We start from the raw sequence: 19,271 nt of genomic DNA, 5'->3' as shown, positions 1-19,271 counted from the left end.
TAAGACTAGAAAGCGAAATGCAATCGATAGTGCCGCGTCGCCCCGTACATGAAAATTTTCTCGTTTCCTACCTTAAGTGCGTGTTAACGATGCTCCGGTCGAGCAACGAATCCAGTGCATCGCATCAATGCGTCGACGATGCACGGCGCAGTCTGGGTCGCGCGTGTCGTGGTCGTCACGATCGGCACTGTCGACGGTGGATGCAAGGATGGTTCCCTTGTTCGGGTCGACGCGAACGTCGTATGCCTTGCCGTCACCGGCCACCTCGACGTCGTACACCCAGCCTTGCCTTGAATTTTCATACTCCGCACGCGAAGCCTTGCCGTGTACGTGCAGTTCGGCGGCTGTCGCAGCCTGTGCGAGCGTCACGGGTGCGTGCACGATCGACATTGCGGCGATTTCCCCGTCGCCGTTCTCAGCATAAGCTGCGGCGACACCCGCTGCGACCAGAACGGTAAGAACAGAAAGTCGGGTATAGCGATACATGATCCGTCTTGGGCGAAGCGCAGGAACTTGCGCAAGCCGAACGGTACGTCGAGAGACTTAGCCTTACCTTAGCTATGCCGGATTCCTACGTGAAATTCGGCCTGCCTGGCGAGCGCTCGCAAGGGACACGGAATTCAGGCGATCCGGTCAGAAATGCTTTTCATGAACACAATCTCGATCGAGTATGTCGATCATGTCGTTTTTCTCTACATCAAGTTAACCGCATCTTAAGTTTGGAATGCGAATCTTGAGTTACCGGATGCAAGTCATCTTCCGCACCGGAAATACGCAACTTTATAGAGAGACTGATCATGAACGTGAAACTCAAACTGCTCGCTGTGTCGCTGGCCGCGCTGTCCCCAATGATGTCGTTTGCCCAATCCGGCAATGTGCCGCTTACCCGCGCTCAGGTGCGTGCGCAATTGATTCAGATCGAAAAAGCCGGGTATTTTCCGTCACGCAAGGATCCCAACTACCCCGACTTGCTTCAGGCCGCCGAGCGGCGCATTTCGCTTGAACGAACTGGTAGCGGTGTCGGAAGCGAGCCTGCTAACCAGGCCGCGTCGGGACGGCATGTGTGGAAGAATGACCAGAGCCAGTTGTACCGGCATCACTGATTCCTGGCAACTCGATCACACCGCTTCAGGAACTTCAGATCAAACGTGCACGGTGCCGGAATGACTCGGCCAGTCATTCCGGAAATCCTGTTGTCCGGTTTTCAATGCAGCGTGGGAGGCGGAGAATTTGGACTATCCACGGTATGCGCATCCACCCGAAGAGCGAAATGCCGTCCCCATCGATCAACCTGGCAAACCGCAGCCGATGTACTAGCGCTGCATCGCCTTCCCGGCGTCACGGCCAGGCACACCCTTCCCATAGGGCGATGTCGTCGACATCCGTCGCTCCGCCGCGCGTCGAGCGTCATTGATCGCACGATCTTCACGTTCGACCCTTATGCGCTCGAGCGTCACATCCGCGATCGCGATACCGGTACCCTGTACCTTCGCGGAAGCAAACGCGGGAACCATGGCAAGTGCTAAAGCCAGCAAGGCATTGATAGGCGGTTTCATCGATTTGTTCCGCGGTCGCGGCTCCTGTCCTTCACATCGTGACAAAATTCAAGTTGTTCTCTGTCGGTTCGACGGCACGACGTTGCTTGGTTCGACGCCGGGGATGCGGACATGGCATCAATTCCCCTCGCGCTCCCGCTCGCTGCCCGGGATCGAGCCGTATCGGCTCCGTCGCAAATGGATCCGACCGACAGATGCGACCAGCGTAGCTCGACAAACTTAGGGAAAGCTTAGGACTTCCCCCAGGCGCTTGAATGGGCAAAGTGGCCGAGCTTGCATGTCCGCCCCACCATCTCGCTCGCAATGCGCACGCGTGGCGACGTGCAGCCACGATTGACGTTCGTCGTGTACGGCACCCGTTAACCATTCCTTAAGCATGCGTCATCATGATCTTTCGAAGCGGACGTCGATCCGCGACTGTCGAGAGGCTATGGCGATGGATTCAACGGTGCGGTATGCGGTACTGGCAGCGACGATCTCCAGCGAACTTTCCGGGCGCCTTGCCAAAAGGCCGGCGATCAATCCCGTGCCGCGGTTCGATGCGCTTTCGTATGCCCTGCCAGAGGGCAATGCAGCGATCATGTCATCGCGATCAACCGAAACGGAGTCGGCATGCGCGTTTTGGTGGTAGAGGACGATGCGCTGATTGGCAATGGTTTGCTGCGCGGGTTACGTCATTCGGGGTTTGCTGTCGACTGGGTTCGGGACGGCGAGGCCGCGTCGACAGCATTGCGCTCCACACAATACAGTCTGATCCTGCTCGATCTCGGACTCCCCGGCGAAGACGGTTCATCGGTTCTCGCAAGGTTGCGCCAACGAAACGATCCGACTCCGGTCATCATCGTCACTGCCCGCGATGCGATTGGCGATCGCGTGGCCGGCCTGGATGCCGGTGCGGATGACTACCTTGTCAAGCCTTTCGCGCTGGAAGAACTGCTCGCGCGGATCCGCGTCGTTTCCCGCAGGCAAACGGGAAGCGCGCAAACCGTATTCCGGTCCGGCACACTGCGGCTCGATCCCGCACAGCACCGCGTCTGGCTCGGAGCCGAAGAAGTGCCGCTTACGGCACGGGAGTTTGCCATCCTGGAGGAACTGATCCGCCGTCCAAAGGGGATCGTTACGCGCGAGCAGCTCGAGGAATGCCTATACGGATGGAACGAGGAAGTCGAGAGCAACACGGTCCAGGTTCACATTCACCATCTGCGCCAGAAGCTCGGTACGGAAGTCATCGTGACCGTACGGGGCATCGGCTACCGGATCGGAGCCCCTGAATGAAATCGCTCAGGCGCAGACTCCTGCTCTGGCTCGTGCCCACGACACTGTTGATTGGCGTAATCGCCAGCGCAACCACGTACTGGGGTGCGTTGACCGAAATCGACGAGCTTTTGAGCGATCAGTTGAAGGCGGTCGCCCGGCACGTGATCGTCGATGCCAACGGCCGCCTGTCACTGACGGGTGTCAGGCAAAATGACGACGCCAGCCTGTCGGGCCAGCAATCGCACGGCGTATTGCTTGAAATCTGGCGTGGATCGGGTGTTCTTTTCAGCACCGACCCCGACTCGTCGCTGCCCCCGCCACGCGGTCCCGGGCTCGTTGACGTCGCCAGTCGAGGGCAGCTATGGCATACCTACGTGTATCGGAGCGGCGACACCCTGATTCGCGTCGCCCAGGTGCAACGCGCACGCTGGGAGGCCGTCGCGGAAATCGCAATGCATCTGCTGTGGCCGGTTCTATCGTTGCTCCCCGTTCTTGCACTCTTTCTATGGTTCGGCATCGGCTACGGATTGCACCCGCTTCGCGAGATCGCATCGACGCTTCGACGACGCGACGCCGACAACATGCAGTCGATCGACACGGCAACGATGCCCGGCGAAGTCGTTCCCTTAGCCGACGCCATCAACGATCTTCTGCGCCGACTCGACCAGTCGTTTTCCATACAGCGACGCTTCATTGCCGACGCCGCCCATGAACTGCGCACACCGATCATGGGGCTCGGCATCCAGGCCGAACTGCTTCCCCTTATCCGGGACGAACAGGAACGCGACGCGATTGTCACGCAGATCCGAATGGGTACGTCCAGGCTCGCGCATCTGGCGGAGCAGTTGCTGACGCTGGCGCGCCTCGCGCCGCAGGCCCCGGACACCCTGTCCGAACAGATCGACATTGCCGCGATCGCGCTCTCCGTCGTGGGCGATCGGGAACGCGTTGCGCAGGCTCATCATGTTGACCTGGGGTTGGTTGCCGCGGGGGCCGTGATCGTTCGTGGAAATCAGGAAGAGCTACGGATTTTGCTTAACAATCTGGTCGACAACGCGATCCGGTACGCTGGCGCGGGCGCATGCATCGATGTCGTGGTCGAGGAAGACGGAGATCGTCCAGTACTGGAAGTTCGAGATACCGGGCCGGGTATCCCCGATAACGAGTTGACGCGAGTGTGGGAGCGTTTCTATCGCGGTGCGGGCCAGCACGCTTCGGGAACAGGCCTGGGTCTCTCGATCGTGCAAGGTATTGCGGAGCACCACCAGGCTGAGTTGAAGATGACCAACCGGGACGGCACACGGGGACTCAGCGTGCGAGTCATTTTTCCTCATCGAGACAGCTGAGAAGAAACGACCGGATTTCCGCCATGGCGCGCCTGTTGATGTTCATATCCCCCTGATACGCTCTTGAGCGCTTCAGGGGGATGCGTGGCGTGATCAGGGAGCGACAGGCTTGCCGGTCGCATCCTTGACCTTGACCTTCCATTGGTCCTCGATCTCGCTGATCACCGATTGCGGCAGCGAAATGTAGTCGAGACTGTCGGCGGCCGCGGTGCCGTTCTTGAATGACCAGTCGAAGAACTTGAGCGTTTCCTTGGCCTGCTCCGGCTTGTCCTGTACCGTATGCAACAGCACGAACGTGGCGCCGACCACCGGCCACGCATTCTTGCCGGGCTCGTTCGTCAGAATCTGATAGAACGATTTCTTCCAGTCTGCACCGGCAGCGGCGGCTTTGAAGGTTTCGGTCGCCGGCTCGACCACCGCGCCCGACTCGTTCTTCATCGCCGTATAGATCATCCGGTTCTGCTTGGCATACGCCCACTCGACGTAACCGATCGCGCCCGGCAGACGCTGTACGAACGCGGCGACGCCATCGTTGCCCTTGCCTCCCGAACCGGTCGGCCATGCCACGGTCGTGCCTTCCCCAACCTTGCTCTTCCACTCGGGGTTGACCTTCGACAGGTAGTTCGTCCAGATGAAACTCGTACCCGAACCGTCCGCGCGACGAACTACGGCGATGTCGAGGTCAGGCAGCTTGACCTTGGGGTTCAGCGCAACGATGGCCGGATCGTTCCACTTCTTGATCTTCCCGAGGTAGATGTCGCCAAGCACCGGGCCGGACAACGTGAGTTCTCCAGCCCTCATCCCCGGCACATTGATCGCCGCCACGACACCGCCAACGACGGTCGGGAACTGAAACAGGCCGTCTTTCGCCAGTTCGTCATCCTTGAGCGGTGCGTCCGAGCCCGCGAAATCGACGGTCTTGGCCTGAATCTGCTTGATTCCGCCCGACGAACCGATCCCCTGATAGTTGATTTTTCCACCGCCAGACTTGTGATAAGCATCCGCCCATTTGGCATAAATCGGTGCAGCGAACGTGCTGCCCGCACCGGTGATGTCCACCGCATGAACAAGCGACGAGGAGAGCATCGTCAGCATCAGAACCGGGATCGCTTTCAATTTCATTTCCATTCCTTCAGGGTGTGGTAAGCGCGGGACGATAGCGGTGTCATGTGACAGTTTCGGGACAGCGTTGCCGAACTCGCACGCGCCGGCTCCGAGAACGACCGCACGCACCGCCAATCGCGCCCAAGGATCGAGTCACACCAGGTCAAGATAGGCCCCCTTTGTTCCAATGCCGCACGGCGTATCGCCGCGCGCCACTTATCTTGGTGCCAGACTTTCACGCCGCATCTCGGCGACACCAGCTCAGTCCTGGTGTGGCTCCGTGAAATGCGATCCGATCATAGTAGGTGCAGATTCACCGACATCACGGCACGCATCAAAGCATGGGTGGAATCCTGATTTTTCCCGCTGCCGCAGGGATATTCGCTTTGGCCAGCGATGACACAACCTCGTCGATTCGAAGCACTCGCTGTCCGCATTAGTCACGCGGAGCAAACCGATGAGCGCCATCGGTTGTATGTTAGTTTGCAGGACCGACGATGAGATCGCTATACATCGCAGAGCGATAGTGTCCTGGCTCGTTGCAAAACACGAGGTATCTTCCCGGCTTCAGTGAAAATCGCGCTGTTACGATCTCCCGCTGATTCAGGTCCTCGATACCCTGTAGCCCTTTCAGCTTGTCTTCGGCCACCTGCTGTGTTTTTGAATAGTAGGGTAACGTTAGATCGGATCCGGACCATCGAATAATCATAAATTCGTGCTTCAAGGTATGCGACTCGTTCTCTATCGTGAACTCGACGGGACCGGCCGCGACCTTCGACGGACTTAGACTCAGCGACATCCTTCCATTTTCCCCGTCTGAAAGCCTCACCCTAACCGAAGCCGGCTCGGCGGCCCAAACAGACGACGAGATAATCGCGAGTGCGATGACTCGGGTCCCCATAAATAGGATTTTCGGCGACATGGGCTGCCTCCTTCATAGCGATGCATTGATTTTGTTGAATCGCATATAAGCACAACGCGTAGCCCACGGCGCTAGTGATGCGCGTACAACGCGTGTTGCGACTTGCTCAACGACATGCTGCCGGTTTGCTGGCCGGCCTCCATTCCGCCGTAGCCCGACTCGTCCGGCCCTGGAGGATTATTTCTGGCTCGAGGCGGCACCCCGTGTTGATCGGTCGACTCCCGCTGAGTCTCCCCCCACTGGTGGGCACCGCGTATTCCGGGTGGTGTTGCTGACGCGTAGAGCGGCACCGTGGCGGCAAGCACGCTAGCGATCAGGAGCAAAGATTTCATCGCAAGCCCTCCAATGACACTTCATCCCATGTTCATCCGAACTGGCACCGCAATGCACAACACGAATGTCCAGCCGATGTCATCAGCGTAGGATTCGCACCTTAAGGTTTCCTTATCGCAGTCGTGATTGCGCGTACTGCGCCAACGGCGATCCGTGTTCAGGTTAACGATGACGTGCCGTTTCGTTCGAAGGTGATCGGTGGTCGCCAGTTTCAGGAGTAAGCGATCATCTTCCAGCGAAATAGCCAATGGCGCGACGAAAGCAGCCTGGCCGCTGTGGCGTTGGACTTGCTATCGATGACGAGCGTCATCGATAGAGTGTGCCGTTCGTGATGATGCGACGTTTCGCGGGCGTCCGATTACCCAGTCACGTCAATCGCTGTATCCTCAATGCGAGGTCACGATGACGCGGGAAACGTGACACGGATGCCGAACCCCTCCCCATTCAGCCCGTTGATGTACGCGAAACCACCACCGAGCTTGGTCACGATGCGCGCGACGATGGACAATCCGAGTCCACTCCCACTTTCGCTATGATCGCCGCCGCGAAAGAAGCGATCCTGCAATCGAGACAGGTTTTCGTCCGAAACGCCTGGACCGTCGTCCCGTACCTGAAGGCAAACCGCGCCGGCGTCCTGCCAGGTTGCGATTTCCACACTTCCGCGTTCACGACCGTATTTGATAGCGTTATCGACGAGGTTGTCGAGCAGCACGCGGATCAATGTCGGTGGAGCGTGCACGATCGTGTGCTCGTCGGAACGTGATGTCAGCAACATCTGCTTGAGATCGGCGCGCGCCTGAAAATCCATCACGCAGGCGTGTACTACGCGCGCCAGGTCGACGTCCTCGCCGGGCATCGGTACCGTCTCGTCAAGCCTCGCCAGCGCAAGCAGTTGGTCCGCCAAATGTGTGCTCCGGTCGACTCCCTCGACAACCCGTTGCATCGCACGCCGCTGACGGTCCGGATCGCGTGCCGTGAGCGCGACTTGCGCCTGAACCTTCAGCGCGGCGAGCGGGGTCTTGAGCTCGTGTGCAGCGTCGCTGGTGAACGCGCGTTCGCGATCGAGCGAATCGCGCAGGCGCAGCAACAACGTGTTGAGTGCGGCGACCAGCGGTCGCACCTCGTCGGGAATGCCCTTCGTGCCGATGGCGTCGAGACTCTCGGGCGAGCGCGCTGCGATCGCCTCGGACAGCGTCCGCAGCGGTGTCAGACTGCGACCGATCGCCAACCAGACCAAAACAGCCAGCACGGGCAACGCGAATGCAAGCGGCCGGGCGACGCGGCGCGCAACCTCGGCAGACAGATCGGAACGGTGCGTGCGTTGTTCGAAGATGCGCACCGTACGGCCGCGCGCGGCATCGGTTAGCACGTAGGCGTGCCACTTCGGATTGCTGAGCCGAATCGGGCTCGATGTTGCTGCGGGAAACACCGGCAAATCGAGCGAGGCAAGCCCGGGACTCGCGGCCAGGATGCGCCCGCCGGCATCGCTGACCTGATACAGCATCCGCGGCGAGGCATCGTTGTCGCCGTCGTCGTCTTCGGACGAACCGAGCGCGATGTCCGCAAAGACTGGGAGATCTGATGCATGGAGTCCGGCGAACGCCCTGGCGATCTGCTCAATGCGGGCATCGTCCCATTCCTCTGCCTCGTGTATTGCCTGGCGATAGCTGGAAACCAGCGAATAAGCCCAGACAGCTACAACGCCCGACAGCACCAGCAAGGTGAGCCGTTGCCTGATCGAGCCCATCACGACGTCTTCTCCACCACATACCCGACGCCACGAATCGTCCGGATAAGGTCAGCCCCCAATTTTTTGCGCAGATTCGAGACATGCACTTCGATCGCATTGCTTTCGATCTCTTCGTTCCAGCCGTAGAGGCTGTCCTGGAGCCGCGCACGTGACAGCGGGCGGCCCTGGTTCGCCAGCAATTCGACCAGCAACGCGCATTCGCGCGACGTCAGCGCTATCCGTTCAGTACCGCGCGTCACCGTCATCAGTGCGGGATCGACCGACAAGTCGCCGTATTCGATCGTGTCGGTGCCGCGGCCTTGCGAGCGCCGCACGAGCGCCCGGCAGCGGGCGATCAGCTCGATCAGGTCGAACGGCTTGCCGAGATAATCGTCGGCACCCGCGCTCAAACCGCTCACGCGGTCGGCCACCGTATCGCGCGCGGTCATGACGAGCACCGGTGTATGGTCGCGGCGCTTGCGGAGCCAGTCCAGCAATTCAACCCCCGACATGCGGGGCAGACCGAGATCGAGCACGACGAGATCATACGGCGTGGTTTCGAGCGCGAGCTGGGCCTGCCTGCCGTCATGCGCCCAGTCGACCGTCATGCCTGCTTCGATCAGGCCGTCTTCCACGCCGCTTCCAATCAGTTTGTCGTCTTCGACGAGTAACACCCGCATGGCATCGCGTTCCTGTTGGTTCCGGACATGGCCGTCCATTGCCGCACGATAACCGCAGGCGCAGGCCGTCATCAAGCCGGTCGCGAAAAAATCCGGGCCTTAAGAATTCGTTAACGTCTGCACCATAAGGTCGCGTCACCGATATTCGCAACCGAATGATGACCATGAACAGCCCGTCGTTCCGACTCCGATTCTGCGCAGCGCTGGCCGTGCTGCTTTCCGTGGCTGCCGCGCCGGCCTGCGCCGGCGAGATCAAGACGCTGATGCGGGACATGAAGCACGCGATGCAGGGGGCCATGAACAGCCGGACGATCCCTGAAATGAAAGGCTATGTGACCCTGCTCGAAAGCGATGCGCAACAAGCCAGCCGACAGCGCTATCGCAACGACCAGTCGACCTACGACGAAGGTATGCGCACGCTGCAGGGCGAGCTGGCTGATGTCGACCGTGCGATCGAGGCCAACGATCTGTCAGCCGCCAAGCAGGCGCTACGACGAATCAACGGCACGAAGAAGCACTATCACGACCTGCTCGGATAACGTCGACCGGACACGCTTTCGCCACGAAACAGGTATTCCCGCCATGAAAACAGTCACCCGCTACCCGCTGTCGATCAGCCTGCTGCACTGGCTGCTGGCTGTCGCGCTGATCGGCAATTTGATCGTCGGTCTGCTGCTGGACGACAATGAAGATCTCGTCAGCCTGCACAAGTCGATCGGCATTGCCATTCTCGGCCTCGTTGCAATCCGTTTCGCTAATCGCCTACGCATGCATCGCCAGTTGCCGCCGTCGATCAACCCGGCCGGCACGCTAAACCGTTTCGCGGAACGCAGCGTTCACGGGTTGCTTTATGTGCTGATGCTTGCCATTCCCGTGCTAGGGTGGATGAAGACAAATGCGGCTGGCCACACCGCCAACTGCTTCGGGCTCTTCTCGCTGCCTGACCTCGTGCCACGGAATCGAGAACTGTCGCACTGGCTGGGAGAATTGCATGCGCTGGCGGCATACGGGCTCGCCGCGCTGGTCGGCTTGCACGTCCTCGGCGCGCTCGCACACAAGCTTTTCAAGTCCGAAAACGTGTTGTCGCGCATTCTGCCTTTGCCGACGCGCGTCGCACGACAGGAAATTTCGTCTTGCGATCAAGATTGAACGGCGAGAGCAGCGGAGTGCGGCACGCCAACGGGTGACGCAATTAAAGTCAGACGAATGTCGCCTGAAATCGCGTCCGACCCAAAATCGATGCAATAACGCCCCACCCCACGGTTCCACGAAAACGAACGTGGTTGACGGAGGTCAAACCGCTAGAAGCCGGACATGCGAGAAAGTGCCATGTGCACGATCGCCGGGTGCCATTGGGAGACATACATGAGCGCCAGCACTTCCCTCTTCCGGGCAGCACCCGCTCGACAACGGGTGCTGATTGCCATCGACGGTTCCACCGCGGCCGCTCACGCACTCGCGTACGCCAAAGCGTTCCTTCCGGCGAATGCCACGGTGCAAATCGTCACCATTGTGGAAAATCCGGGAACGCTCATCCCGCTCGGATCGAAAACCCAGACATTCCTCGAATCGGCGCGCGACGAGTTGCTCAGGGATGCGTCCGATGCGCTGTCGCGCGCCAGATCCGCAATCGCGCGTGACGACCTCGCCATCGACGCGGAAGCCATCGACCTGGCCACCCACGGCGGCGATGTCGTGCATGCGCTGGCCGACAGCGCGCAAGCCTGGCAGGCCGATCTCCTGATCGTCGGCGCGCGCCAGCATCATGGCCTGCTCGGATGGGTCGAAGGAACCGTTTCCGGACCGCTCGGCAAGCTCGTCGGCTGCCCGAGGCTCATCGTTCCGGAAGGCTTCGCGTCGGTTGCCGAACACCTGCCGCAGCGGATGCTGTTTGCCATCGATGGAAGTCCGATCGCACTCAACGCTCTGCGAACGGGGTTGAAGTTCGCGCGACCGGACACCGAATTTCGTGTGATATACGTGCTCGATCGCCCCGTATCACTGGGCGATTTCGTCCCCGTAGAGACGCTGGAAAACGCATTGATCAGCGAAGGCAATCTTGCATTGCAAAAGGCCACGGCTCTGCTCGGCGACCGGGCCGGGCAAACACGATCGCAATTGATTCAGACGGACCGGACTGGCGCCGACGTTCCTCGTCTGATCGTGCACGACGCCATCGAATGGAACGCGGATATGATCGTCATGGGCACTCACGGGCGGCGAGGTGTGACGGGCTGGCTCGTCGGCAGCGTGGCCGGGCGCGTGGCGCACATCACGAAAACGCCGGTCCTGCTCGTGAGCCCGTCGCGTGCGTGATGCATTGCGTCGTCACGTATCCGCGCCCACTGCGTGGAACAGTTCTTCTTCTTGGCGCAATGCGAGCGCACGATCGCCTCCAGCCAGTACAGCAGACGTTATTGCGGGCGTCGCTTTCGAGACGGTTTCCGAAGCAAGGTCGGATTGCTTTGACATTACGATTCTGGTCATGTTCCAGGGTTGAGCAAAGCCGGTTAGTCGCAGCCGACACGAAGGCCAATGCGTGCGACTCCCGTAGCGACGGCCGCCGGCATTCACGTCGAAAGCTCGTCGAACGCCACCAACGCATGTGCCGCATACATCATCGACGGGCCGCCCCCCATGTAGACGGCGACACCAGCAACCTCCTCGACCTCCTCGCGCGTCGCCTTCAGCTTGATCAGCGATTGCATATGGAACCCGATGCAGTCGTCGCAGCGACACGAGATCGCTATGCCCAGCGCGATGAGCTCACGTGTTTTTTTCGTCAGCGCGCCATCTTTGGTACCGGCCGCGCCCAACGCGCCGAAGGCGGACAAGAGTTCTGGCTGTGACTGCCGAAGCTTGCGCATCTGCTCCGTGACTTCGGCGGTTCTTTCACGATAACGCAGCGAGTTCGACATGGCTGGGCCACTCCGAAGCGAGAGAATATGGACGGCTCACGACGCTTCGACTCTGCGACAGGCAACGGTGCACCGCGCGTCTGACAACGACGTGACCTCCGGCATGTCTTCAATGGTATTAATGGACGCTCAGCAAGACTTGATCTGCGACAAAGGATCGACCGCCCGTTCTGCGTACCGTTGGACTTATACAAACGACCTGGAGACCAACATGTCCAAAGCAAACAGGTTCACCGTCTCGTTCCTGTTCGGTGTCGCGATTGCGATGACGGCCGGCCTTGCCAACGCCCAGCTTCGCCAGCCTGCTGCAGGCCCCGCTGTCGAGTCGGGAGGCATGATCTATGGCAGCCAGCTGATGACGCCGGCCGAGCGGACCGAATACCGTACGCGGATGCTCGCCGCCGCGTCGGATGCCGAGCGCGAGAAAATCCGCGCCGAACATCATGCCGAGATGCAGAAGCGTGCGAAAGCGCGCGGAATCAAGATCCCCGACGCGCCCCCCATGCGCGGCATGCATCGCGGGCAAGGAATGGGGATGGGCATGGGGCCCGGCTATATGCATGGCTTGCCCACCGGCCCCGCGAGCGGCGCTGCTGGACAGTAATCGCGCAATTCGGCGCATCCGGCAACAGCACACGCCAGTATGGCGCCGCCTGTTCGCGGATTGTGTTCGGTCCGAATTTTTTCGCGCGCTCGCGCGCTTCGGCAGTCGACAGTCCGGCAGTCGTTTCCAGCGTCACGGTCTCTTCCATGGACGAGGCACCTTCAATACCGCGCTTCAATACCGCGCTACCCAGGGTGGACCGCGGAGGAGCCCACGCTGATATGTGGCATGCGGTTTTCGCGTCCCTGGTAAACAGGCATTACTGCCAGTTTGGCCAGAGCGCTTCAATGACGGTCATTTGTGTCCACACAAAACGAGCCACAACCGGGGGCGGATCAACTTGCCGCAGCGGTGTGGCGTTGGTAGGGCACCCCCTCTTCGATTGGAAGTGAGAAGTCACGGGACCATTCGTTCCAGGAGCCGAGGTATAGCCGCACGTTCTTGATGCCGGCTTCTTCGAGGGCAACGAACGTTGTGGACGCCCGCGCGCCCTTGAAGCAGAAAACGACGACCGGCGTATCCAGCCGAATCCCGACTGTCGCGCATTCCGCCAGAATCTCTGCCGGAGACTTGAACATCTGGCCGGCGGGTGTCGGCTTCAGCATGCGGTACCACTCGAGCCACACCGAGCCTGGAATGCGACCTTTTCGCGGGCAAAAGTCTTTACCGTACGGAGATGAGCTTTCCCCAATCCATTCGTCGACGTCCCGCACATCGAGTTTCACCACGTGTGGGTCGGCGACCGCGACTTTCATCTCGTTCAGATCCACCAGAATGCTGGCGCCCTCCGCTCCGACGGGAAACCTGACGGGCGTCGGCGCCGGTACGTCGGTCGTGCTCGGTAGCCCGGTTGCGCGCCAGGCACTGAACCCGCCGTGGAGCACCTTGATCTTGTCTTTCGGATAACCGAGATAGCGGAGCAACACGTACCCCCGGCAGGACTGTCCAAAGCCCGTTGTCATAGACTGCTCATAGACGACTGCTGTTTCGCGCCCGGACAACCCGACCTTGCCGAAGGTGTCGGTGAAGGTCTCGCGCAACGCCGCTATGCCTTGCGGCGTCGACATCGCCAGATATGTGAATATCTCGTGGATGTTGACTGCACCGGGCAAGTGGGCTTCCGCGTAATTGGCGGCGTCTCTCGTGTCGATGAGCACCGCCGGCGTCATTTTCATGAGTTCCGCCAAGTCGGTGGCGGAAATGAGGACTCTTTCATGCATGGCAAGCCTCACTGGCTGATGACGAAACACACTTCTGTCTAGCTGTCTTCGCGACGCGCGACAGTCGCCTGCGGCAAGAATTTGGAGGCGTTCATCGCATCGACGTTGATGTCAGTCAATCGCGAATACCGGGAAGCCCCGTTGACGCAGGTCAACGGTCGGCAATCGCCACGGCCACCGATCCGGTCACGTCGGCGGATTTCTGGTCAGGACAACCCGGGCCCCGTCACGCGCGACGAATCCCTCCCGCTCAAGTTCGGCCAAGACGCGATACAGGGTTTCGTGTGCAATCCCAAGCGCGCGTGACCACTGAATTAGCGACCCCGGTACCGTAAATACGCCACGGGCGTCGCCTTCGAGTCGCAGGCAATGCGGGATGCGCTCGCGCGGTGATCTCAGCGTGAGGCGCTCGGCGCGTGCACGGGATTGCATCAACGCCTGGGACAGGAGCCGGATCCAGTCGATCGCAAAGGTCGAATCGAGCCGCAAAGACGCTAGCACCGCTTTGGCCGGCAGAACTAGCAATTTACTGGCGACCGGGCAAACGCCGTCGCAGTGGTATCGCGCGCTAAAGAGACTCGCTTCCGCCACAAAATCACCAGGTCCCGCGGTCTGCAGTGTGATCGACCCGCCGCGGGCTTCGTCACGCCGCAACAATACACGGCCCGCCTGAACTTGGTAGACGGCCTGCACCGGCTGCCCGCGACGAAATACGGTGGTGTTGGCGTCGAATCGGCGCAGCTGTGCGGCCAGACGCAATGCCTCGGGCCAGGAGGGTGGCAGGCCTGCAACGTGGGCATCGATAGCCCGTTCAGGCATGTCCACCGCGGGCTTCGTGACCGCGGACCCGTTATTCGGGTGTGGTGCCGGGGGCATGGTGAGATCTCGTGTCCGCGCCATTCCCCGCCATTGCGTCGTGGCCATGGTCGGACAATTGTGCACTAAACCACTGGTGCAGCGCGGTGACCAGGCGGGGGTGATCGGTTCGATAGGCGATTTCGCCGCCGTTGGGCAGATCGCGATAGGTGATTGCCAGCTCGCCCGGCTTCGCTGCGCGGAGTACCTCGAGGCCCGGCATGGCCTTGCCGTGGATCTGCTCCGGTCCCGCGAAGTCGCCGGCGGCGAACTGCCGCGCGAGCATCGCCAGATGCTGGCGAATCAACCCGGTCTGCTGGGGATCGTCTTGCTTGGTCACAACCTGCTGAATGCCGCCATCTGCGGTCTTGGTGAAGATATGGATAGTGGCCGCCAGCGAAAACGGCATGACGTCGGCACCCCGTTGCGCGACCGTCTTCTGGCGCGCGGCAGTGTCGGCAGCGGCAGATGAAACGAGGAACCCGGCAGCAAGTGAAGTGGCGACCAGAAGCGAAGCGGTGCGTGCCATAAGTGTCTCCCCTCTTGGATGCAGCCGAAGTCTAGCGCTGTGATCATCCGTGCACTATGACTGGAGTCATACTTCGCGAATCTCTGCATCCCGTGCACTCCGCCGTCAACATGGCAAATGCAACTTTGCGCCACGGCCTGCGCCTCAACGCGAAGGACGATTACACCTGACAGAGCTCTGGGCCGAACGGTCGTATCCGACGTCGACAACCACACTCGGGCCCACCGCGAGACATTAACCCCATGTTTTATATGACATTTTTTTGAGGGACGCAAGGCAAGGCCTTATCAGGCTTAAAGGCATCCCATCGATCACGGGCGCACCACTGATTCCATTCTCGACGAGAAGCGCCGCCGTTTGTTGAACGGTCATATCCGGTTTCACGGAAACGACCGAGGGTGTCATGACGTCAATGGCGTGCATTGTCGGCCTCCTCGCACTTGTTTCAGTCATGCGCCAATAGCCGGCGCCTGGCTGCGTTTCCGATATCGAGATTAGGTGACGAGCGCACCGGCTCGTTGATGTGCATCAATCTGGCTTGCACAGTACACATTGCCGGGTATCGGCGGAGTTTTGGCGTGAACGACCCCATCCCCACTTCCACCTCTCAGCCAGCTCAGCGACAGGCCCCTTGATCACGATCAATCGTCGACAGGATGCATCGCAGTAAATATTGGCTCGTGGCTTTTGCCAGTGACGCGGACTCGTACGGCGATGACCGGTGCACGGGTGCCCCCAAACAGCGACGAAAACCGATGAATACTGCCACGATCGCTAATGTCTCCAGCCCGCAGCTTCCCGGATGCGTCGTCGCGGTGCGCGGCGCTGTCGTCGATCTCGCGTTCCCGGCAGGGACACTGCCCCCGGTGGATACCGCGATCTCGATCGAAGTCGATGGCGGCAGTTCGATCGTTGCGGAAGTACAAGCCCACCTCGATGAGAGGACCGTGCGGGCACTGGCGATGCAGTCGACCAGCGGATTGCCCAGAGGCGCGTCGGCGCAAGCGTCATGTCAACCGATCGCGGTTCCGGTCGGCAATGCCGTACTCGGTCGCCTGATCGACGTGATGGGCACGCCGGGCGATCGGGGCGAGCCGCTTCCGGTCGATGTTCAGCGCCGCCCCATCCATCAAACGCCGCCTGCATTGTCCTCACAGGACAGCGCAACGGGCATCTTCGCGACCGGCATCAAGGTCGTCGATCTCCTTGCCCCGCTCGCGCGGGGCGGCAAGGCGGCGATGTTCGGCGGTGCCGGCGTGGGCAAAACCGTCCTCGTCATGGAGTTGATTCATGCGATGGTCGAGCGATACAAGGGAATCTCGGTGTTTGCCGGCGTCGGGGAGCGCTCGCGAGAAGGCCACGAACTGCTGGTGGACATGCAGCATTCCGGTGTGCTGCCGAAGACCGTGCTCGTGTATGGTCAGATGAACGAGCCCCCGGGCGCGCGCTGGCGCGTTCCGCTGACCGCCCTGACTGTGGCCGAGTACTTTCGCGACGAGCAGCACCAGAACGTGCTGCTCCTGATGGACAACGTATTCCGCTTCGTCCAGGCCGGCGCCGAGGTGTCGGGCTTGCTCGGCAGACTCCCGTCACGCGTCGGCTATCAACCGACGCTCGCGACCGAAGTGGCTGCGTTGCAGGAGCGCATCGTATCCGTCGGCGGCGTCTCGATCACGGCGATCGAGGCGGTCTACGTTCCGGCGGACGATTTCACGGACCCAGCCGTCACGACCATCGCCGCGCACGTCGACAGCATGGTCGTTCTGTCCCGCGCGATGGCCGCCGAAGGGATGTATCCGGCGATCGATCCGATCACCTCGTCGTCGATCCTGCTCGATCCGCTGGTGGTTGGTGCCGAACACGTTCAGGTCGCAACCGACGTTCGGCGCACGATCGAGCACTACCGCGAACTGCAGGATGTCATCTCGCTGCTCGGGATCGAGGAACTCGGAGCGGATGACCGCAGGATCGTCGGCCGGGCCCGCCGTCTGCAGCGGTTTCTGACCCAGCCGTTCGCCGTCACCGAAGCGTTCACGGGTGTGCCCGGCCGTTCCGTCGCGGTTGACGACACGATTGCAGGATGCCGCGCGATTCTGGACGGCGAATGCGACGCGTGGCGGGAACAATCGCTGTACATGGTCGGGACGCTGGACGAAGCACGCGAGCGGGAGCGGGAAACGTCATGAGCACGGCGCTTCACATGACCATCGCGACGCCTGCCGGGATGCTGGTCGACGCACCCGATGTCGTTGCTTTCCGTGCGGAGGATGCGACCGGCAGCTTCGGTGTTCTGCCCGGCCACGCGGATTTTCTCACCGTGCTGTCGCCCTGCGTCATGCGTTGGCGCACCGCGGATGGCACGCGCCGGTTCTGCGCCGTAAGCGGTGGCGTGTTGCGGGTCGTCAACGGAAAAGACATCAATATCGCGTGTCGTGACGGCGAACTCGGGGACGCGCTTGAGACGCTCGAAACCCGCGTCCGGGAAGCCCGCGAATCTCGAATCGATGCGGCCCGCCGCGTGCGGGTCGAGCAAACGCGCCTCAATGCCCAGGCGATCCGGCAGGTACTGAAGTACTTGCGCCCCGGCGCCCCGGCTGCGGCCGGACATGCGGATGGCACGAATGAAGGCGACGGTCATGGCCAGTAACTCACGAAAACCCGCTCCTGGCCCGCGCGACCGGGACGTGAAAGCGCCCAAGCCCGTTGCGGGGGTACTCGAGCAAACCACGCAACGCGCCGTCCGGCGAGACCGGCAGGCGCGCGATGTACCGGAGCCGACACTGGGCTCCAGACTGGGGCAGATCGGCATGCTTGGCTGGATGATCGTGATTCCGGCCTTACTGGCACTCTGGGCGGGACATTGGCTCGACCGACATTTTCATACCGGCGTGTTCTTCTCAGCGCCGTTACTGATGCTGGGCGCTGCATTCGGTTTGTGGTCCGCGTGGCGCTGGATGCATCGCCAAGGCCCAGGGAGCTGAAACATGATGCCAGTCCATTTATTGTCGATTCCCCTGCAGATGGTTGCCGGTGGTGTGACCGGTGGCGTCGTCGGGCTCGCCTATTTTGCGTCGCTATTCGCTAATGTGCGCTGGTACGTCAGGGATGCAATCAGCGTCGCCATCATCGTGCATCTCATTCGTTTCGGCACGCTCGCCCTGGTGCTGTTCGGTCTGGCGCATATTGGATACGTTGCGTTGCTGGGCGGCCTCGCCGGCATCATGCTCGCTCGCCGCGCGATGATCCGCTTGCCGGGAGGTTCGTCATGACGCATTCACCGCTCTTGACCGAACCGCTGTTTCGCATCGGGGCGATTCCCGTGTCGACGCCGGTCGCAACCACCTGGGCCCTGATGGTGCTCGTCGCCGTCACCGCGGCCGCGATGCGCAGGCGACTGTCGTTGACCCCGGGCAAACTCCAGACGGCGGTGGAACTGTTCGTCTCCACGCTCGACAGCCAGTTGCAAGACACGATGCAAATCGACCCCGCACGTTGCCGCGCCTTGCTTGGAACGTTGTTCCTGTTCATCCTGACTTCCAACTGGTCCGGCTTGATTCCCGGCGTCGAGCCGCCTACCGCCCATCTCGAAACTGATGCGGCCCTCGCAGCCGTCGTGTTCGCGTCGACGGTGTTCTACGGCGTCCACGAACGCGGGCTCGCTCGCTATCTCGCCTCGTTCGCTCAACCGACCTGGATCATGATTCCGCTCAATCTGGTCGAGCAGATAACCCGTACCTTCTCGTTGATCGTGCGCCTGTTCGGCAACGTCATGAGCGGCGTATTCGTGATCGGTATCGTGCTGTCGCTCGCGGGCCTTCTGGTGCCGATACCGCTCATGGCGCTCGATCTGCTGACAGGTGCGGTTCAGGCGTACATCTTCACGGTACTCGCGGCGGTATTCATTGGCGCCGCGCTCGGCGACGAGAGCGCAGCCACGCCGCATCCACGGCAGGGAGCATCATGAACAACTGGATTCAACTGGTGAGTATCGTCGCGGCAGCCATTGCCGTTTCATTCGGCGCGATTGGGCCGGCGCTGGCCGAAGGTCGCGCCGTCGCGGCCGCGATGGACGCGCTGGCGCGTCAGCCGGAATCGGCAGGCACGATTTCGCGGACGTTGTTTGTCGGTCTGGCCATGATCGAAACCATGGCGATCTACTGTCTCGTGGTCGCCCTGCTCGTTCTGTTCGCCAATCCGTTTATCAAGTAGGCGTTAGCC

At 61.0% G+C, this 19,271-nt stretch carries 24 protein-coding genes and 1 pseudogene; 13 read left to right on the top strand and 12 right to left on the bottom strand.

Annotated elements, in window-relative coordinates; all coding sequences use genetic code 11:
- Positions 1 to 72: 72 nt before the first annotated feature.
- Positions 73 to 486, bottom strand: coding sequence for a PepSY domain-containing protein (locus tag L810_RS02685; RefSeq protein WP_081712787.1), 414 nt, complete (start codon positions 484 to 486; stop codon positions 73 to 75).
- 311 nt (positions 487 to 797) lie between these two features.
- Here L810_RS02685 and L810_RS02680 point away from each other — a divergent pair, with 311 nt between their 5' ends.
- A complete protein-coding gene (locus tag L810_RS02680; protein WP_021156833.1) occupies positions 798 to 1,103 on the top strand; it encodes a DUF4148 domain-containing protein in 306 nt (101 codons plus the stop codon).
- Between the two features lie 210 nt (positions 1,104 to 1,313).
- Here L810_RS02680 and L810_RS02675 read toward each other — a convergent pair whose 3' ends face one another.
- The gene (locus L810_RS02675; RefSeq protein WP_042972919.1) at positions 1,314 to 1,556 is read right to left on the bottom strand and encodes a hypothetical protein; all 243 of its coding nucleotides are present in this window, start codon (positions 1,554 to 1,556) and stop codon (positions 1,314 to 1,316) included.
- 612 nt (positions 1,557 to 2,168) lie between these two features.
- On the opposite strand from L810_RS02675, the gene L810_RS02670 reads away from it, so the two are divergent.
- The gene (locus tag L810_RS02670; RefSeq protein ID WP_021156831.1) at positions 2,169 to 2,831 is read left to right on the top strand and encodes a response regulator; all 663 of its coding nucleotides are present in this window, start codon (positions 2,169 to 2,171) and stop codon (positions 2,829 to 2,831) included.
- Positions 2,828 to 4,159, top strand: a complete 1,332-nt coding sequence (locus tag L810_RS02665; RefSeq protein ID WP_021156830.1) for an ATP-binding protein — start codon at positions 2,828 to 2,830, stop codon at positions 4,157 to 4,159. Before L810_RS02670 ends, L810_RS02665 begins: the two co-directional genes overlap by 4 nt.
- A 93-nt stretch (positions 4,160 to 4,252) precedes the next feature.
- Here the strand turns inward: L810_RS02665 and pstS are convergent, their stop codons facing one another.
- The 4 genes from pstS to L810_RS02645 form a co-directional block, all read right to left on the bottom strand.
- Complete coding sequence (gene pstS, locus L810_RS02660) at positions 4,253 to 5,281, bottom strand: phosphate ABC transporter substrate-binding protein PstS (protein ID WP_021156829.1); 1,029 nt, start codon at positions 5,279 to 5,281, stop codon at positions 4,253 to 4,255.
- 460 nt (positions 5,282 to 5,741) lie between these two features.
- Positions 5,742 to 6,185, bottom strand: a complete 444-nt coding sequence (locus L810_RS02655) for a hypothetical protein (RefSeq protein ID WP_042972918.1) — start codon at positions 6,183 to 6,185, stop codon at positions 5,742 to 5,744.
- Positions 6,186 to 6,915: 730 nt separating this feature from the next.
- Positions 6,916 to 8,265: an ATP-binding protein gene (locus L810_RS02650; RefSeq protein WP_021156827.1), complete on the bottom strand. Its 1,350-nt coding sequence runs from the start codon at positions 8,263 to 8,265 to the stop codon at positions 6,916 to 6,918.
- A complete protein-coding gene (locus L810_RS02645) occupies positions 8,265 to 8,927 on the bottom strand; it encodes a response regulator (RefSeq protein ID WP_021156826.1) in 663 nt (220 codons plus the stop codon). The genes L810_RS02650 and L810_RS02645 overlap by 1 nt, the downstream gene beginning before the upstream one ends.
- A gap of 164 nt (positions 8,928 to 9,091) precedes the next feature.
- Between L810_RS02645 and L810_RS02640 the strand changes: the two genes are divergently transcribed.
- The 3 genes from L810_RS02640 to L810_RS02630 all read left to right on the top strand — a co-directional run bounded on the left by L810_RS02640 (position 9,092) and on the right by L810_RS02630 (position 11,243).
- On the top strand, positions 9,092 to 9,466 hold the full coding sequence (locus L810_RS02640; RefSeq protein WP_021156825.1) for a cytochrome b562: 375 nt from the start codon (positions 9,092 to 9,094) through the stop codon (positions 9,464 to 9,466).
- A gap of 43 nt (positions 9,467 to 9,509) precedes the next feature.
- Positions 9,510 to 10,076, top strand: coding sequence for a cytochrome b (locus L810_RS02635; RefSeq protein ID WP_021156824.1), 567 nt, complete (start codon positions 9,510 to 9,512; stop codon positions 10,074 to 10,076).
- Between the two features lie 216 nt (positions 10,077 to 10,292).
- Complete coding sequence (locus tag L810_RS02630) at positions 10,293 to 11,243, top strand: universal stress protein (RefSeq protein WP_042972916.1); 951 nt, start codon at positions 10,293 to 10,295, stop codon at positions 11,241 to 11,243.
- Positions 11,244 to 11,497: 254 nt separating this feature from the next.
- Here the strand turns inward: L810_RS02630 and L810_RS02625 are convergent, their stop codons facing one another.
- Positions 11,498 to 11,845 (bottom strand): carboxymuconolactone decarboxylase family protein, encoded by a 348-nt coding sequence (locus L810_RS02625; RefSeq protein WP_021156821.1) that lies wholly within the window; start codon positions 11,843 to 11,845, stop codon positions 11,498 to 11,500.
- Between the two features lie 211 nt (positions 11,846 to 12,056).
- On the opposite strand from L810_RS02625, the gene L810_RS02620 reads away from it, so the two are divergent.
- The gene (locus L810_RS02620) at positions 12,057 to 12,449 is read left to right on the top strand and encodes a hypothetical protein (protein ID WP_021156820.1); all 393 of its coding nucleotides are present in this window, start codon (positions 12,057 to 12,059) and stop codon (positions 12,447 to 12,449) included.
- A 34-nt stretch (positions 12,450 to 12,483) separates the two neighbouring features.
- Here the strand turns inward: L810_RS02620 and L810_RS49705 are convergent.
- From L810_RS49705 to L810_RS44575, 5 genes and pseudogenes are all read right to left on the bottom strand, one after another.
- Positions 12,484 to 12,597 (bottom strand): annotated as a pseudogene (locus L810_RS49705) (cation-transporting P-type ATPase); the annotation flags it as partial.
- A 187-nt stretch (positions 12,598 to 12,784) separates the two neighbouring features.
- Entirely contained in the window at positions 12,785 to 13,669 is an 885-nt protein-coding gene (locus L810_RS02615; protein ID WP_021156819.1) for a sulfurtransferase, read from the bottom strand.
- A gap of 186 nt (positions 13,670 to 13,855) precedes the next feature.
- The gene (locus L810_RS02610; RefSeq protein ID WP_051392136.1) at positions 13,856 to 14,488 is read right to left on the bottom strand and encodes a Crp/Fnr family transcriptional regulator; all 633 of its coding nucleotides are present in this window, start codon (positions 14,486 to 14,488) and stop codon (positions 13,856 to 13,858) included.
- 31 nt (positions 14,489 to 14,519) lie between these two features.
- Complete coding sequence (locus L810_RS02605; RefSeq protein ID WP_021156817.1) at positions 14,520 to 15,053, bottom strand: hypothetical protein; 534 nt, start codon at positions 15,051 to 15,053, stop codon at positions 14,520 to 14,522.
- Between the two features lie 234 nt (positions 15,054 to 15,287).
- Complete coding sequence (locus L810_RS44575) at positions 15,288 to 15,458, bottom strand: CBS domain-containing protein (protein WP_226204632.1); 171 nt, start codon at positions 15,456 to 15,458, stop codon at positions 15,288 to 15,290.
- 350 nt (positions 15,459 to 15,808) lie between these two features.
- Here L810_RS44575 and atpD point away from each other — a divergent pair, with 350 nt between their 5' ends.
- The 6 genes from atpD to L810_RS02580 are packed head-to-tail and all read left to right on the top strand — an operon-like array spanning position 15,809 to position 19,262.
- Positions 15,809 to 17,239 carry a F0F1 ATP synthase subunit beta gene (atpD, locus tag L810_RS02600; RefSeq protein ID WP_021156816.1) on the top strand — a complete coding sequence of 477 codons (1,431 nt, stop codon included), beginning with the start codon at positions 15,809 to 15,811 and terminating at the stop codon, positions 17,237 to 17,239.
- Complete coding sequence (locus tag L810_RS02595) at positions 17,236 to 17,700, top strand: F0F1 ATP synthase subunit epsilon (protein ID WP_021156815.1); 465 nt, start codon at positions 17,236 to 17,238, stop codon at positions 17,698 to 17,700. Before atpD ends, L810_RS02595 begins: the two co-directional genes overlap by 4 nt.
- The gene (locus L810_RS44570; RefSeq protein WP_224383342.1) at positions 17,675 to 18,034 is read left to right on the top strand and encodes an AtpZ/AtpI family protein; all 360 of its coding nucleotides are present in this window, start codon (positions 17,675 to 17,677) and stop codon (positions 18,032 to 18,034) included. The genes L810_RS02595 and L810_RS44570 overlap by 26 nt, the downstream gene beginning before the upstream one ends.
- A gap of 3 nt (positions 18,035 to 18,037) precedes the next feature.
- Positions 18,038 to 18,322, top strand: a complete 285-nt coding sequence (locus L810_RS02590; RefSeq protein WP_042972912.1) for an N-ATPase subunit AtpR — start codon at positions 18,038 to 18,040, stop codon at positions 18,320 to 18,322.
- On the top strand, positions 18,319 to 19,017 hold the full coding sequence (locus L810_RS02585; RefSeq protein ID WP_021156812.1) for a F0F1 ATP synthase subunit A: 699 nt from the start codon (positions 18,319 to 18,321) through the stop codon (positions 19,015 to 19,017). The genes L810_RS02590 and L810_RS02585 overlap by 4 nt, the downstream gene beginning before the upstream one ends.
- Positions 19,014 to 19,262 (top strand): F0F1 ATP synthase subunit C, encoded by a 249-nt coding sequence (locus tag L810_RS02580; RefSeq protein ID WP_021156811.1) that lies wholly within the window; start codon positions 19,014 to 19,016, stop codon positions 19,260 to 19,262. Before L810_RS02585 ends, L810_RS02580 begins: the two co-directional genes overlap by 4 nt.
- Positions 19,263 to 19,271 lie beyond the last annotated feature (9 nt).

This window comes from Burkholderia sp. AU4i, from assembly GCF_000466765.1.
Taxonomy (GTDB): domain Bacteria; phylum Pseudomonadota; class Gammaproteobacteria; order Burkholderiales; family Burkholderiaceae; genus Burkholderia; species Burkholderia cepacia.
The sequence above is the reverse complement of the archived record's forward strand: the minus strand, read 5'-3'. Positions and strand labels throughout refer to the sequence as shown.